Here is a 14,474-nt window from a genome sequence, read left to right as displayed (position 1 = left end):
GATGAAAAAGATTCTGATGACCACCGTTGCGATCGCCGCGCTGGGCTACGGCGCCTCGGCGCAGGCGCAGACCACAATCGAGCTGCAACGCTTCTTCGGCGCCTGCGAGGCAGACTATGGCAGCGTGACCGACGTATCCGCCGCCGTCGGCGAATGCGGCATCATCACCGCGCTGGTCAACAAGTTCGAAGCCGATAATCCGGATATCGACGTCAACGTCACCACAGTCGAATGGCCGGGTTACGACCAGCTGAACGCCCAGCTGGCTTCCGGTGCAGCACCCGACGTCGTCTCCATGCATTACTCTGCCATCTCAGACTACCAGAGCCGTGGCCTCATTGAGCCGATCAACGAAGTGCTGGCCGCTCAAGGCGTGTCGCCGGAGAACTTTACCGATGCGGGCCGCAATGGCGTCACCAAGGAAGGCCAGCTCTATGGCCTGCCCTTCGACAACTGGACAATGCTCTTCCACGTCAACCTGAACCTGATGAAAGAAGCGGGCCTCGTCAACGCGGACGGCACGCCGATGCTGCCGACATCGGCAGAAGAACTGATCTCGCAGGGCAAGCAGTTTACCGAAAAAACCGGCAAGCCCTATCTCATCCAGATCATGGCCAACGAGACGGCATCCTACGCGCGCATTCTCTACACCTTGCTGCAGCAACAGAACTCCGACTTCTTCTCCGATCCGACTGCCATCAAGCTGAACACGCCAGAAGCCAAGGCCGCCGTCGAGCTGATGAAGGCGACCAAGGATGAGGGCATCTCAACCACCGGTCTCGACTATGCCGCCGCCGTCTCGGGCTTTGCCAATGGCGAAGGCGGGATTGCCGTCAACGGTACATGGCTGATCGGCGACTATGTCGCCCAGTCCGAGAAAGAAGGCACGGCGCTCTCGAACGGCTATACCGTCTATCCCGTACCGCAGCTCTTTGCGGCACAGGACAGCACCTATGCCGATGGCCACAGCTGGGTCATGCCAAAGAAGGACCGCACGCAGGAACAGGTGGATGCCATCGGCAAGCTCTTCAAGTTCCTGTCGGAGAACGATTTCCAGTGGGCCCGCACCGGCCACCTGCCGGCTTCCAAGGCAGTCTTCGACATGGACGAGTTCAAGTCCCTGCCGCATCGTGAAAACATTGCGAAGATTGCCGACACCGGCCGCTCGCTGCCGGCCGAGGTCCAGCGCCAGTTCCCGATCCAGGACATCATCGGTGAGGAAATCGGTGCTGCCGTGAATGGTGACAAGTCGGTCGACGAAGCGCTCGCTTCGGCAGAAAGCCGCGTCAACGAACTGCTCGGCGACCTCTGATCCCTGCCCGACTCCCCAAGGCCTCCCTGGCCTGCCTCGCGCACTCCGGTGTGCGGGGCTTTTTTGATGAGCTGATCGGTCCACCTCGGGTGACGGAGCGCGCAGTCAAATGTCCTGTTTGTAGCGCCGCATGAAACCTCGGTCGATCCGGTCCTTCCAGCGGGCAACCCAGCGCCCCACTACGGCCAATCCCCATTTGTCGGCAATCGCACGGCCGTTCGGGAGCGATATCAGCACCAACCAGGAGCGCTGCGGACGATAGACTTCAAGCGCCTCCCCCTTCAAGCTCCGATGGATGTTCTCCGCAAGAACGGGACCCTGACGGACCGCAAAGACACCCGCCTTGGGACGCGGATCGGCGAGACACGCCACGTCGCCGGCGGCGAAGATATCCGGATGCGACAGGGAACGAAGGTTTTCATCGACACGGATGAACCCCCCGGCATCCAGCAGAAGCCCGGTGTCTCGCAGAAATCCTTGCGAACCGCTCGAGGTCGTCCAGATGACTTCGTCGGCGACAAGTCTCCGGCCATCCCGCGCGACGACTTCACCATTTTGAAAACCGACCACGTCAAAAGCCGGATGGTGAGCGATCCCTGCCACCCCTAGTTCCTTTTCCACCAGTCGCCGTGCCCGATAGCTACGCTCCGGCACCGGTCCCGCAGACCGCCCGATCAGCGCGATCTGCACATCCCGACTGGAAAATCTCTGTTTTAGGGCGAAAGCGACCTCGACCCCCGCCACCCCCTGCCCCACGACTGCGAGCCTGATGCGCTCGCCCGCGGCGATGAGAGCATCGAGCCGTCCGAGGCGATCGGTGAAGCTTGAAATCGGCTTGACGGAAATGCCGGCTGATATCCCCAGCGGAAGCGACGGCGTGGATCCAATGTCGACCGAAAGGAGCCGGTAGCCAACAGAGCCGCCCTCTGCGAGACGCACGATCCGTTCTTCGGGATCGATATGCGTGGCCGACGTTTCGAGAAAGGTCACACCGAAGCGCAAGCACAATGCGGCCAGATCGATATGAAAGTCGTCAAAGCTGTACACGCCGGCGATGTAGCCCGGGAGCATGCCGGAATAAGGCGCATACCGGCCGGGGGAGACGAGCGTCATTCTCGCCCCGAGACCAGATAGGCCGAGCCTCCGGATCACCTCGACATGCGCGTGACCACCACCGAGCAGCAGGATCTCGGCGTCGATGCTGCCGTCTTCATCCATGATCGTTCTCCTGATCGCCCAGCCGATGCACCGGTCCGCCCGCCGCCTCCGCATCGGCCTCGTCATGCGTGACAAGAATGACCGGCAGACCGGCGCTGCGAGCGCGGTCAAAGACGAGTGAGCGCATCTGGTTGCGAAGCGCCATGTCGAGTTTGGAGAAGGGTTCATCGAGCAACAGCAGGCGGGGTTGCGAGACCAGGACACGGGCGAGCGCCACGCGCGCCTTCTGGCCACCTGACAGCGTCGCCGGATCGCGATCCTCAAAGCCCGGTAACTCCATCTCCCGAAGGATCTCGGCTGCCATCCGCCATCTGAGCTTCCGGTCCGAAACCTCGCCGGGAATGGCGAAGGCAACATTGGCGCCGACGGACATATGCGGAAAGAGCAACGGATCCTGGAAGAGGATACCAGCCCGTCGCTGCTCCGGCGCAAGCGCCAGAAGATCAATATCACCAACGGAGACTTCACCCTCCGCATGAAAGGCAGGCTCGAGAAAACCGCCGATGAAGGAAAGCAGCGTCGATTTCCCTGAGCCCGAAGGACCCATGACGGTGAAAATCGAGCCAGGAGGCACTTCTGTATCGAGCGCGATCAGAAGATCATCTCCGAGGCGGATCACGATATTGGAGAGGCGAAGACCTGTGTCGACCTGACTTTGCGACATCATCACACCCTCATCTCACGACGGTTGCGATGGAGAAGAACCGGCAAGAGCGCGGCAAGCGCGAAGGCGAGGAAGGGGAGAATGGTCTGCAACAGGGCATAGACTCCAATGACGCGGCGGTTGTTGCCGGAGGCGAGTGCCACAGCTTCCGTGGTGATGGTGGTCAGCCGTCCCTCGCCGATCAGAAGCGTCGGCAGATACTGCCCGACCGAGACTGCAAAACCGACAGCAAGAGCGGTCAGAATAGGGCGGATCAGCATCGGCAGGCGGATCGACAGAAGCACCGAGAGACGTGAGCGGCCGAGCGCGGTGGCGATGATTTCATAGCGGCGGTCGAGCGCCCGCCACGGATCGGCAAGGGACAGGAATACGTAAGGCAGAACGAACACAAGGTGCACCAGGATGAGAGCGGTGAGGCGTTGATCACTGCCGCTGCCGACAAATAGCAGCTGAAGGCCGAAAACGAAGGCGATCTGGGGCACGATGAGCGGCAGATAGAGGAGCAGCAGGCTCCTGTCACCGCCCCGTCGCCCCGTCTGGATCTCGCGCTCGAGGCAGCCGACCGTCAGCACCACCGCGATCAGTGTCGAGGCAAGCCCCGCGATCAGCGTCGTCACCAGAGGATCGCCGATGCGCGGAAGGGTCGTCATCCAGCTGCGCAGGGTGAAATCGCGCGGCAGGAGATCTGGAAACTGCCAGAGGCCAGCGAGCGACCAAAGACCGAGGAGGAAAAGACCCGCGAACACGCTTGCGCCTATGATGGTGACTGCGATCATCGCGAGCCTACGGACGGTCAGGTCATGCACGAAACGATAGCCGCGATCGCCGAACGATCTCAGCAGCATGGCGCCGATCCGTTCCAGACCAAACCATGCAAGCAGTGCAGCTAGGGTGACGCCGAGCTGAAGAACTGCACCGGCCGACGCGAGAAATCGCACGGAAAGGTCAGGGTCGTTCATCCACTGGACGAGACGCGTGGCAAGCGTGCCGGGCAGATTGGGGCCGAGGATCACGGCGACATCCACGACCGAGGACGAATAGGCAATGACGGCATAAACAGCGAAACGGATTTGCCGATAGAGCGCCGGCCAGAGCAGATAGACGAAGCCCGCAATCCGTCCATAGCCGAAAGAGGCTGCCAGTCTGCGGGCAGCAGTGAGGTCGACCTGCGGCAGAGCTGCCAAGGTCACCAGGAACAGGAAGGGCGTTTCCTTGATCACAAGGCCGGCGATCATGGCCAGCCCCCAGGGATCATGCGGAATGAGAATGTCGGGCGGCCGCTCTATTCCGAAAAGCGGCGCCACGAGCCGAATGAGAAAGCCGGAGGGCGCGATGAGGAAGGCGAGCCCGAAAGCCGCGGCAGCATGCGGCACGGCGAGAAGCGGGGAGATGATGTGCTGGATGCGCGCAAGAACGGGTGTCCCGGCAAAGCCCGCGACAAACAACAGGGTTATAGCGAGCGAGAGGATGGTGGCGACAAGCCCAGTAACCAGACTGAGAACAGCAGCGGGAACAAGCCCCGGCGTGGCAAAAAGAGCTCGGAATGGATCGAGGCCAAGAGCCACACCGCCGAGCGCCGGCAGGTAGCCCAAGGCTGGCAGGAGCGTTCCGAGAAGGCCGAAGGCGATTGGCAGCAGCAACAGGCCGAGCGTGAGCAAGACCGCGCCTCTGGGAAGCAGCGCGGTCAAGCGATCGACAAAACTGCGAGCCTTCAGACTTCGCTGCACGGCTCAGTTGCCGCTGGCATAGCGTCGACGCCACTCGACTTCGATCCGCTCCATCCAGCTGGCATGCGGTTCGGCAATGACAGGCCCCAGCTTTTCAGGCGAAAGCGTCGCAACGCCCAGATCGAGTGCGGCGAAGGCAGAACGATCGGCATCCGGCAGCTTCACCATCGAAAGGACGGTCGGGTCACCCCAATAGGTCGGATCCTGCTTGCGCAGCTGCGCCTCCGGCGAAATCAGGAAATTCGCCGTCAGCAGCGCGCCTTCCTTGGCATTCGCATTGTAGGGAATGGCGACGAAATGGGTATTGCCGAGCGTGCCGCCGGAGAAGGTGAAGGATCGCACCGTGTCCGGAAGCTCCCCCGCCTTGATGCCAGCCGAGGCTTCCGACGGGTTGAAGGCGAAGATGATGTCGAGTTCGCCATCGGCGAGCTTTTGCTTCATGTCCGGATAGTTTTGCGGAAAGGCCTTGCCAGACCGCCATGCGGCGTCATGGAGCTGGTCGAGATAGGCAAAAAGCGGCTCGACGTCCCGTTCGAAACTTGCCTCGTTCACAGGTTCGGCAAGCTTGCGCGGATCGGCGATCACTTCACTCAGCACCTGCTTGAGGAAGGACGACCCGATGAAATCAGGCGGAGCCGGATAGGAGAAGCGACCAGGGTTCTTCGTGGTCCAGTCGAGCAGTTGGCTTGCGCTGTCAGGCAGGGTTGAGGCGTCGGTCCGGGCGCTATCATAGAAGAAGACCATCTTCGCACCGCCCCAGGGGCTTTCCAATCCCTCAGTCGGCTCGGTGAAATCGGTCAGGATCGTCGGCTGGTTTTCGACATCGACATAAACCCAGTTCGGCAAGGACGTCGCCCAGCCCGGTGTCAGAAGCAGCTCCTGCTGCTTCATCGACACGAAATTCTCGCCATTGATCCAGATCAGATCGACGGAACCGCCTGCGTCCTTGCCGGCGGCTTTCTCGGCAATCACCTTGGCGACGGCGCTCGCCGTATCATCGAGCTTCACCTGGACGACGGTCACTCCGTAGCGGGACTGCATCTCGGCGCCGACCCATTCGAGATAGGCGTTGATGTTCTCCGACCCACCCCAAGCGTTGAAATAGACCGTCTGGCCGGAAGCGCTCTTCTCGATGGCAGCCCAATCGGAAAGATCCGGGCCGGACGCAAGTGCTGGCAAACCGCTGGCCGCCGCGATGAACCCTGCGGCGAAAATCCCTGTCATTAATCGCATGATCTGCCCTTCTCCCTGAAATTGACCGTATCGCATTCGAGCACCTTGGCTCTCTTTTCTGGAACTACGCTCGTGATGTCCGACGGATTTCATGATGGTCGTCCAGACTGGATCCGTCGTCTGGCCAGCGCGGCCTCGATCTCGGCACTCGGCAGCGGATCCTCTGCAGCCCGAGCCAATACGGCAAGATCGCGGGTTATCCGCATTTGCTCGACGAATGCCCGGCATCCCCGACACATCGCCAGATGAAGACGGATGTTCAATCGTGGCCACAAGCCCAGCTCGCCATCGATCAGAAGGCTCGCGCGTTCGGCAACTTCGCTGCATCGAAACATGGCTTAAGCTTCCCCCAACCCTGTGATCTCACTGTTCATCGCGAAGCACCCCGCTTGCGGATCTGCCGCACCACGGTCGGGATCAGCGCGACGAGCGCCAGCGCGAAAAAGGCGAGCGTGATCTCGGGCGTCACGAGATCCGAGATCTTCGCTTCCTGGCCGCTCTCCTGTGCGGCAAGGAGGACGCTGTCGACGCCCTGCCCGAGATAGGCATAGGCAAAGGTGCCGGGCAGGATGCCGAAGAACGTCGCTGCAAAAAAACGGCCAAGACTGATGTCGAACAGAGCTGCGGCAATGTTCACCACGAAGAACGGAAAGACCGGCGCCAGACGGATGACGAAGAGGTAGCCGAAAGCGTTTTCGCGGAAGCCGTCGGCAAGCTTCTTCACCACACCATCGACGCGATGGCGAAGGAAACTGCCGAAGGCCGATCGCGTTGCAAGGAAGAGGATCGAGGCCCCGACCGTGGCACCGACCGCGACAAGTGCGCCGCCGACCATCCAGCCGAACAGAAAGCCGCCGAAGATGGTCAACACCGAAGCGGCCGGGAAGGAGAAGGCGACGGCGGCAATGTAGATCCCAAGGAAAAGCATTGCCGACCAGAGGAAATTGGCATCGACATAGGCCCTCAGGGCCTGCCTCTGTTCGGCGAGAAACGCCAGACTGAGATAGTCCTGCAGGCCAAAGGCATAGCCGAGAGCAAGGCCAGCAAAGACGACCACCACCGGCGTAAATCGCCAGATTTTGCTTCTGCTGGACGTGGTTGTGGGGACGGGCTCGTTCTTATCCGACGAAAGATGGCCCGGGCGAGACGCGTTGCGTTCAGTCATGGACATCTCCCGAAAAGCAGTCGACGCGCTGTAAGAACGCACCGCCAGCGACGACAGACACGGCATGGTCACTATGACTTGATGGGGGCGAATGCGGCTGGACTTTAAAGATGTTTGTTTCGCTAATGGCCGCCGGATTGATGTGAGGGGCGGCGTGACGCAGGTCGAAGGGGATGATCAGGCTCTGGTTTTGCGCCTGATGGATGGCGATGCTGCGGCTTTCGATCTTCTCTATCGGCGCCACAATGCCTCGATGATCCGTTTTGGCACCGGCATCGTCCAGCACCGGCACCTTGCCGAGGAGGTCGCGCAGGACACATGGATCGCCGTGCTCGGTCGCATCGATCTTTTCGAGGGACGCAGTTCGCTTGCCAGCTGGATCTACACCATCCTCATCAACAAGGCGCGCAGCCGTGCCCGCCGCGAAGGACGCACCGTCTTCTTCGACGATCACGCCAGTGGCGACAGCCTGGCAGACGCGTTTGACGGTCGCGGCCACTGGCGCCAGATCCCGGAACTCTGGGAGAACCTGACCCCGGAGCGCCACATCGAGGGTCGAAGCGTGCTGCAGCACGTCGAAGAGGTGATCGACACTCTGCCGCCGACGCAACGGGCGGTGCTCATTCTTCGCGGCCAGCAGGAACTCGACCCCAGCGAGGTCTGCGCATTGCTCAACATCAGCGAAGGAAATATGCGCGTTCTCCTGCATCGCGCCCGGCTGGCGGTCCGCAACGCCCTCGACCGTTTGAACGCGGTCGGCTGAAACGGCGTGTCGAGCCTTCATCGCGGTCCCTCCGAAAAGGCGACCCATCCCTGACGCCAGCGGATGACGGTGGTCAGCGCACAAAGCGCGGCAAAGCCATAGGCGATCAGTGCGAAGCTCTCGGGGAAAAGGCACATGGCAACAAAGACGGCGATCGTCTCGAAACCTTCCGCCAGACCGCCGGCATAATAGATGCCCTTGGTCGGAAATTCTGGCGCTTTGCGGCCAAGCTTTGCTGCGACCGCCGAAAAGGCGAGGAAGGAAGATCCAGTGCCGACGAAGGAGACGATGAGGATGGCCGCCGGCAGAGCATTGTTCTCGGGCGAGGCGATCGCAAAGCCGAGCGGGATCAAGGCGTAGAAGACCATGTCGAAGGCAATATCGAGATAGGCACCGCGATCCGTCGGCCCTTGGATCCGGGCGACCGCACCATCGAGGCCATCAAAGCCGCGATTGACGAGGATCAGCAGAAGCGCCGCCAGCCAGTATCCGAAGCCGAGGGCCACGAAGGCTCCAAACCCGGCGATAAAACCGACGATGCTGATTTGATCGGCCCGGACGCCGCGGCTGGCAAGAAACTCGGCGATTGGCTGGAGCGCCGCCTTTTGCAGGGGCAGGAACTTCGCATCGATCATCCACGCCTCCAGGTCTGGAAACGCTCAAGCAGCGACAGCAGAAAACCATTGATATGCGCGCGCCGCCACTGCCCGGCCACCATCTTGTTCGCTTCGGCCAGTGTCGGATAGATGTGGATCGTGCCGAGGATCTTTCCGAGCCCATGGCCATGCTTCATGGCGAAGACGAATTCCGCGAGCAGATCACCCGCATGTTCGCCGACGATGGTGACGCCCAGGATCTTGTCCTTGCCCGGCACGGTCAGCACCTTGACGAAGCCATGCGCCGAGCCGTCGGCAATCGCCCGATCGAGATCATCGATGCCGAAGCGCGTCACCTCGTAGGGGATGTTCTTCTCCTTCGCCTCGGCTTCGGACAAGCCCACGCGCGCCACTTCCGGATCAGTGAAGGTCGCCCAGGGGATGACGCTGTAATCGGCCTTGAAGCTCTTGAGATCACCGAAGAGTGCGTTGATCGCAGCAAACCAGGCCTGATGCCCGGCAACATGCGTGAATTGATAAGGCCCTGCCACGTCACCGGCGGCCAGGATGTTCGGGTAGAGCGTCTGCAGATACTCGTTGGTCTCTACGACGCGGTCGACCTTGATGCCGAGTTCCTCGAGCCCGAAGCCCTTCAGGCGCGGCGCACGCCCGACGGCGACGATGATCTCGTCAAAGCCGATGCGGTGCCGTCCGCCGTCATGCTCGACCTCGAGCCACTTCTCGTCGTCATCCGTCCCGCAGGCCACGGCTTTATGGCCAGTCAGCACCTGCACGCCGTCGGCCTTCAGCGACGCCTCGACAAAGCCGGCCGCGTCCGGATCCTCGCGCATCATCAAACGCGGGGCCATCTCGATCTGAGCGACCTGCGAGCCCAGCCGGGCGAAACTCTGTGCGAGCTCGCACCCGATCGGCCCGCCGCCGAGAACGACGAGACGACGCGGCACCTCCGGTCGATCGCGCAGCCGCTCCCACAGGGTGTCGGAGGTGAGATAACCGATTTCGGCCAGACCCGGGATCGGAGGCACGACGGGTTGCGCGCCGGTTGCGATGATGATCGCACGTGTCGTAAGCCGCTGCGTACCGCCGCTGCTCAGCGCAATCTCCACCGTCCAGGGATCGATCAGCTTCGCATAGCCCTGGAGAACCTCGACGCCGAGACCCGTATAGCGCTCGACGCTGTCATGCGGTTCGATCTCCGCGATCACCTTGTGGATCCGCTCCATAACGGCCGAGAAGGGCACCTTGGGTTCGACCGCTTCGAGACCGTAATGATCGGCATGGCGCATTTGATGCGCCACCTTGGCACTCTTGATCAGAGCCTTGGACGGAACACATCCAAAGTTCAGGCAATCGCCACCCATCTTGTTGGCTTCGACCAAGGTCACCTTTGCCTTGGCGGCGGCTGCGATATAGGCGGAGACGAGCCCGGCCGAGCCTGCACCGATGACGACAAGGTTGCGATCGAAGCGCTTGGGCTTTGTCCAGCCATTAGCTAAGGCGCCTGGCATTTGGTCTGTGCTCGTCATTGACGGTTCCGCTGACGCGTTGGGGGTCATACAGCTTAGACGGTACAGGATGCGTTTCGTTACAGCGTCCGGATCATTTTTTAGATTTCGTCTCAAAAGTCCGGATCGGGCACATCTCAGCGATCCCGTTCCGGAAGGAAGGGTCCCTCACCCCAGACAATCGATCTCTCGTGGCGCTCGATCACCTTCTTCAGGTCGGTGAATTCCCGGACGATATGTTCCTGAAACTTGCGACAGGCCGGGTTCGGATAGGTCTTGCGCTTGGTGATGATGCCAAGGGTCCGCTCCGGCTGCGGGATATCGACGGGCACGATGGAGATCTTGTTCTCGCCCTTGAAGGAGAACACCACCGAATGCGGCAGGATCGCCAGCGCATCGGTCGAGGCAATGTAATTGACAACGGAGAGAAGCGATCCGCCGGAATAGCGAACCTGCAGCTCGCTGATCCCGAGAGTAATCAGGATGTTGTGCAGGTCGAGCACCAAGGGAGAGCCCGGTAGCGGCGCCACCCACGGATAGGTCATGATGTCTTCGATGCTGAGCCGCCGTTTGCGCAAAAGCGGATGGCCGACAGCGCAGGTCAGGACGTTGCGCCCCGGCAGGATCGGCTGAAACTCGAAGTCGTTCTTCAGGTCCGTGCTGCCGATCGGCGTGATGGCAACGTCGATCTGGCTGGAATCGAGCTCGGTCAGCAGATCTGGCAGGTTGCCGTAGGACTGCTCGACCATGATGTCACGCTCGCGCAACTGGAAACTCGCGATCATCTGGGAAATGACGGCATCCATGAAGAAAGGCACACCGCCCACCTTGATGCGCCCGGTGGTGCCCGACTGGAAACTGCGGACGATCTCCACCGCCTTGCGCGATGCGGCCAGGATCGAGCGACCCTGGATGGCCAGCTGCTGGCCGAGCGGTGTCAGCTGCAGCGGGCGCTTGCCGGGCGTGAAGAGTGGTTCACCCACCCGGCGCTCCAGCATGGACAGTGTCCGCGATACCGCAGGCTGGGTCATGCCGAGCATGGCAGCCCCCTCCGTCACGCCACCGGTTTCGGCGACAGCAGCAAGCTGGACGAGATGGCGCTCATCGATCTTCATAGCAATCCGCTATATCGAGCATAAGCAATTTTATCAACAGACGGCCTTGCGCCCTCTATAGTCTGACTATTGGAGTAGATCCGCTCCGACACAAGAAGACGGGTGCGGCAAGTCAAGCCGCTGGAGGGCCTGTGTGTCGGGGATCGGCGCGATCCGTATATTTGCAGTTTCTGGAGGAGAAGAAACATGTCGTTCATCTCGGGTTATCATCACCTCACGCTGAGCACCGACGGCGCTCAGGAGGACTATGACTTTTATACAAAGACACTTGGCCTGCATTCGATCAAGCGCACCGTGCTTTTCGATGGCACGATCCCGGTCTACCACCTTTACTACGGTGCCAAGAGCGGCGACCCCTCGACCATCGTCACCACCTTCCCCTTCAAGAAGCCCGGCATCTTCGGCAAACGCGGCACGAACCAGTCGAAGATCATCCAGCTGTCGATCCCCGTCGGTTCGGCCGATTTCTGGGTCGACAGGCTGAACGAGCGCGGCATCCCTGCCGCCAAGACCAGCCGCTTCGGCATCACCCGCGTGGCGCTCGCCCATCCCTGCGGCATCGACCATGAACTGGTCGAGAGCCCGGCGGACACCCGTCCGCCGATCACCAACGAGGCCCAGGGCATTGGCGAGGCACAGGGCATCCGCGGCATTTATGGCGCAGCCATCGCCGTCTTCGACCGCACCTCGATGGACGACTTCCTGACGATTGGCATGGGCATGAAGAAGGAAGCCGACAGCGACGAGGGCCTGATGTTCTCGGTGCCGAACAATGGTGGTCCAACGAGCATGGTCGAGGTGCTCCACCAGCCGACCGGGCCGCAGGGCACCTGGACGCTATCGGGTGGCACCATCCATCACCTGGCGCTCAACACGGTCAACGAGGAGAACCAGCTGAAGCTCAAGGCGCATATCGAAGGCCTCGGCTTCACCGACGTCTCCGACCAGAAGGATCGCAACTACTTCAAATCCTGCTACGTCCGCTCGCCGGGCGGCGCGCTCTTCGAAATCGCCTGGTCGGTCGAAGGCGGCTGGGCGAAGGACGAGCCGGCCGACGCCATCGGCTCGACGCTGGTCTTCCCGCCTTGGTTCGAGGATCGCCGCGAAGAGCTGATCGCCGGTCTCGAACCCGCCAACTTCTGATCTGGAGGCGATCATGGCCATTCATGGCGAGCCGCTATCCGCAGGAGTTGCCCCCGCGGAGGCCGAGGTACTCTGCATCTTCGTTCACGGGCGAACCCAATCGCCCGAGGACATGATCGAGCAGATCGTCGGGAAACTATCGGTGCGCGGCGTGTCTTTCTGTCTGCCGCGCGCGACGGGCAATTCCTGGTATGCGGCACGCGCCACCGATGCGCTGACAGACCCGACACGCACCGAGTTGACGGCCTCACTCGACTATATCGACGGGCTAGTGGGGGGCCTGCGACAGGCGGGCGGCGCGGACAAACCGCTTCTCATCGGCGGCTTCAGCCAGGGCGCCTGCCTGTCGCTCGAATATGCCATGGCCTTCGGTCCGTGGAACGGGGCCATGGTCAATCTAACCGGCTGCCGTGTGGGTCAGGCGGCTGACCAGCGTCCCGCATGCGATCTCGACGGCATGCCCGTCTATCTTACCGGCTCCGATCAGGATCCCTGGATCCCGGTCTCGGCTTTTGCGGAAGCCTCGGAAGCGCTTGGGAGGGCGCGGGCGAGGCTGCGATGCGAGCTCTTTCCAGGACGCGCACACCAGGCGTCTGAGATGGAAGTCGCAGCGGTGGACGCGATCCTGCAGGACCTTGCGGAGGGAAGCCGGCCATTTCGCCGCGTCGCGGCGTAGTTTCACAGACACAACTGGGAGGAGGACAGCATGATTACGCGCAGAAAACTGCTGAAGGCGGGGGCTGCTACCGGTCTCGCCTATGGTTTCGGGTGCCTCGCCGCACCGGCGATCGCCCAAGGTGCCAAGATCAAGCTTGGCTATGTCAGCCCGCAGACCGGACCGCTGGCAAGCTTCGGCGAGAGTGACGCCTACAACATCGCTTCCTTCCTCGCGACCGAGGCGGGCAAGAACTTCGAGATCATCGTCAAGGACAGCCAGTCAAACCCGAACCGGGCAGCGGACGTGGCGAAGGAACTCATCCTCTCGGACGAGATCAACATGATGCTGGTCGCCTCGACGCCGGAAAACACCAATCCGGTGGCCACGACCTGCGAAGCCGAGGGCATCCCTTGCATCTCCACCAAGGCGCCCTGGCAGCCCTGGTTCATCGGTCAGCAGGGCAATCCCGGCGACCCGGCAAGCTGGAAACCGTTCGACTTCGCTTACCATTATTTCTGGGGCCTGGAAGACGTCATCGCTGTCTTCACCAACATGTGGGGTCAGCTTGATACCAACAAAAAGGTGGGCGGCCTTTTCCCCAATGATGCCGACGGCAATGCCTGGGGTGATCCGAATGTCGGCCTGAAGCCGGGCCTCGCGCAGGCCGGCTTCGACCTGCTCGATCCAGGCCGTTATCAGAACCTGAGCGACGACTTCACGGCCCAGGTCAACGCCTTCAAGGACGGACAATGTGACATCATCACCGGCGTCGTCATTCCGCCCGACTTCACCACCTTCTGGAACCAGGCCAAGCAGCAGGGCTTCAATCCGAAGGCTGTCACCGTCGCGAAGGCGATCCTCTTCCCGCAATCGGTCGAGACGCTGGGCCCAGCCGGCCACAATCTATCGTCGGAAGTCTGGTGGTCGGCGCAGCACCCGTTCAAGTCGTCGCTGACGGGGCAAAGTGCCGGCGAACTCGCCGCCGACTTCACCGCCAAGACCGGCCGCCCATGGACGCAGCCGATCGGCTTCATCCACTCGTTGTTCGAGATGGCGACCAATGTCATGGGACGCGTGGACGACGTGACGGATGCCGAAGCCGTGGCAGCGGCAATCGCTTCCTCCAAGGTCGACACGATCGTCGGCCGCGTCGAGTGGAACGGCCAGGGCGTGCCGCCATTTGCAGCGAAGAACGTCACCAAGACGCCGCTGGTCGGCGGTCAATGGCGTCGCAAGGACGATGGCACCTTCGATCTCGTCATCGTCGACAACAAGACGGCACCGAACATTCCGACCGCCGGCAAGATGGAAGCGCTCGCCTGACGGGTCCAACACACAGGGGCCCGCCAAGTCG

General features: G+C 61.6%; 14 protein-coding genes. 5 read left to right on the top strand and 9 right to left on the bottom strand.

From position 1 onward, the window contains the following. Position 1 precedes the first annotated feature (1 nt). Positions 2-1,312, top strand: a complete 1,311-nt coding sequence (locus BW978_RS06300) for an extracellular solute-binding protein (protein ID WP_076393365.1) — start codon at positions 2-4, stop codon at positions 1,310-1,312. A 105-nt stretch (positions 1,313-1,417) separates the two neighbouring features. On the opposite strand, the gene BW978_RS06295 is transcribed toward BW978_RS06300, so the two are convergent. From BW978_RS06295 to BW978_RS06270, 6 genes are all read right to left on the bottom strand, one after another. Continuing rightward, complete coding sequence (locus BW978_RS06295; RefSeq protein ID WP_076393363.1) at positions 1,418-2,530, bottom strand: FAD-dependent oxidoreductase; 1,113 nt, start codon at positions 2,528-2,530, stop codon at positions 1,418-1,420. Then, positions 2,523-3,197: an ATP-binding cassette domain-containing protein gene (locus BW978_RS06290; RefSeq protein ID WP_076393361.1), complete on the bottom strand. Its 675-nt coding sequence runs from the start codon at positions 3,195-3,197 to the stop codon at positions 2,523-2,525. The genes BW978_RS06295 and BW978_RS06290 overlap by 8 nt, the downstream gene beginning before the upstream one ends. Beyond that, positions 3,197-4,852, bottom strand: a complete 1,656-nt coding sequence (locus BW978_RS06285) for an ABC transporter permease (protein ID WP_244551909.1) — start codon at positions 4,850-4,852, stop codon at positions 3,197-3,199. Before BW978_RS06285 ends, BW978_RS06290 begins: the two co-directional genes overlap by 1 nt. A gap of 72 nt (positions 4,853-4,924) precedes the next feature. Next, positions 4,925-6,154: an ABC transporter substrate-binding protein gene (locus tag BW978_RS06280; protein ID WP_139330366.1), complete on the bottom strand. Its 1,230-nt coding sequence runs from the start codon at positions 6,152-6,154 to the stop codon at positions 4,925-4,927. A gap of 89 nt (positions 6,155-6,243) precedes the next feature. Beyond that, complete coding sequence (locus tag BW978_RS06275; protein ID WP_076393359.1) at positions 6,244-6,489, bottom strand: zf-HC2 domain-containing protein; 246 nt, start codon at positions 6,487-6,489, stop codon at positions 6,244-6,246. A 35-nt stretch (positions 6,490-6,524) separates the two neighbouring features. Continuing rightward, a complete protein-coding gene (locus BW978_RS06270) occupies positions 6,525-7,319 on the bottom strand; it encodes a TVP38/TMEM64 family protein (protein ID WP_083697516.1) in 795 nt (264 codons plus the stop codon). 154 nt (positions 7,320-7,473) lie between these two features. Here BW978_RS06270 and BW978_RS06265 point away from each other — a divergent pair, with 154 nt between their 5' ends. Beyond that, positions 7,474-8,082 (top strand): RNA polymerase sigma factor, encoded by a 609-nt coding sequence (locus BW978_RS06265; protein WP_175616853.1) that lies wholly within the window; start codon positions 7,474-7,476, stop codon positions 8,080-8,082. Between the two features lie 17 nt (positions 8,083-8,099). On the opposite strand, the gene BW978_RS06260 is transcribed toward BW978_RS06265, so the two are convergent. The 3 genes from BW978_RS06260 to BW978_RS06250 all read right to left on the bottom strand — a co-directional run bounded on the left by BW978_RS06260 (position 8,100) and on the right by BW978_RS06250 (position 11,319). Further along, positions 8,100-8,717 carry a CDP-alcohol phosphatidyltransferase family protein gene (locus tag BW978_RS06260; protein ID WP_076393355.1) on the bottom strand — a complete coding sequence of 206 codons (618 nt, stop codon included), beginning with the start codon at positions 8,715-8,717 and terminating at the stop codon, positions 8,100-8,102. Further along, positions 8,714-10,225 (bottom strand): dihydrolipoyl dehydrogenase family protein, encoded by a 1,512-nt coding sequence (locus BW978_RS06255; RefSeq protein WP_244551908.1) that lies wholly within the window; start codon positions 10,223-10,225, stop codon positions 8,714-8,716. Before BW978_RS06255 ends, BW978_RS06260 begins: the two co-directional genes overlap by 4 nt. A gap of 116 nt (positions 10,226-10,341) precedes the next feature. Beyond that, positions 10,342-11,319, bottom strand: coding sequence for a LysR family transcriptional regulator (locus tag BW978_RS06250; RefSeq protein ID WP_076393354.1), 978 nt, complete (start codon positions 11,317-11,319; stop codon positions 10,342-10,344). 186 nt (positions 11,320-11,505) lie between these two features. On the opposite strand from BW978_RS06250, the gene BW978_RS06245 reads away from it, so the two are divergent. From BW978_RS06245 to BW978_RS06235, 3 genes are read left to right on the top strand one after another with little or no spacing between them, the layout of a single operon-like run. Further along, positions 11,506-12,462 (top strand): VOC family protein, encoded by a 957-nt coding sequence (locus tag BW978_RS06245; protein ID WP_076393353.1) that lies wholly within the window; start codon positions 11,506-11,508, stop codon positions 12,460-12,462. A gap of 13 nt (positions 12,463-12,475) precedes the next feature. Beyond that, entirely contained in the window at positions 12,476-13,138 is a 663-nt protein-coding gene (locus BW978_RS06240; RefSeq protein ID WP_076393352.1) for an alpha/beta hydrolase, read from the top strand. A 30-nt stretch (positions 13,139-13,168) separates the two neighbouring features. Continuing rightward, positions 13,169-14,443 carry an ABC transporter substrate-binding protein gene (locus BW978_RS06235; protein WP_076393351.1) on the top strand — a complete coding sequence of 425 codons (1,275 nt, stop codon included), beginning with the start codon at positions 13,169-13,171 and terminating at the stop codon, positions 14,441-14,443. The last annotated feature ends 31 nt before the right edge of the window (positions 14,444-14,474 follow it).

It is taken from the genome of Rhizobium sp. RU33A, from assembly GCF_900156055.1.
Classification (GTDB): domain Bacteria; phylum Pseudomonadota; class Alphaproteobacteria; order Rhizobiales; family Rhizobiaceae; genus Allorhizobium.
This window is presented reverse-complemented; position numbering and strand designations above follow the sequence as displayed.

Coding starts and splice junctions, on each gene's coding strand:
- BW978_RS06270 (WP_083697516.1), bottom strand. CDS start 7,319: ATGACTGAACGCAACGCGTCTCGCCCGGGCCATCTTTCGTCGGATAAG.
- BW978_RS06300 (WP_076393365.1), top strand. CDS start 2: ATGAAAAAGATTCTGATGACCACCGTTGCGATCGCCGCGCTGGGCTAC.
- BW978_RS06295 (WP_076393363.1), bottom strand. CDS start 2,530: ATGGATGAAGACGGCAGCATCGACGCCGAGATCCTGCTGCTCGGTGGT.
- BW978_RS06280 (WP_139330366.1), bottom strand. CDS start 6,154: ATGCGATTAATGACAGGGATTTTCGCCGCAGGGTTCATCGCGGCGGCC.
- BW978_RS06250 (WP_076393354.1), bottom strand. CDS start 11,319: ATGAAGATCGATGAGCGCCATCTCGTCCAGCTTGCTGCTGTCGCCGAA.
- BW978_RS06240 (WP_076393352.1), top strand. CDS start 12,476: ATGGCCATTCATGGCGAGCCGCTATCCGCAGGAGTTGCCCCCGCGGAG.
- BW978_RS06275 (WP_076393359.1), bottom strand. CDS start 6,489: ATGTTTCGATGCAGCGAAGTTGCCGAACGCGCGAGCCTTCTGATCGAT.
- BW978_RS06255 (WP_244551908.1), bottom strand. CDS start 10,225: ATGACGAGCACAGACCAAATGCCAGGCGCCTTAGCTAATGGCTGGACA.
- BW978_RS06235 (WP_076393351.1), top strand. CDS start 13,169: ATGATTACGCGCAGAAAACTGCTGAAGGCGGGGGCTGCTACCGGTCTC.
- BW978_RS06290 (WP_076393361.1), bottom strand. CDS start 3,197: ATGATGTCGCAAAGTCAGGTCGACACAGGTCTTCGCCTCTCCAATATC.
- BW978_RS06260 (WP_076393355.1), bottom strand. CDS start 8,717: ATGATCGATGCGAAGTTCCTGCCCCTGCAAAAGGCGGCGCTCCAGCCA.
- BW978_RS06245 (WP_076393353.1), top strand. CDS start 11,506: ATGTCGTTCATCTCGGGTTATCATCACCTCACGCTGAGCACCGACGGC.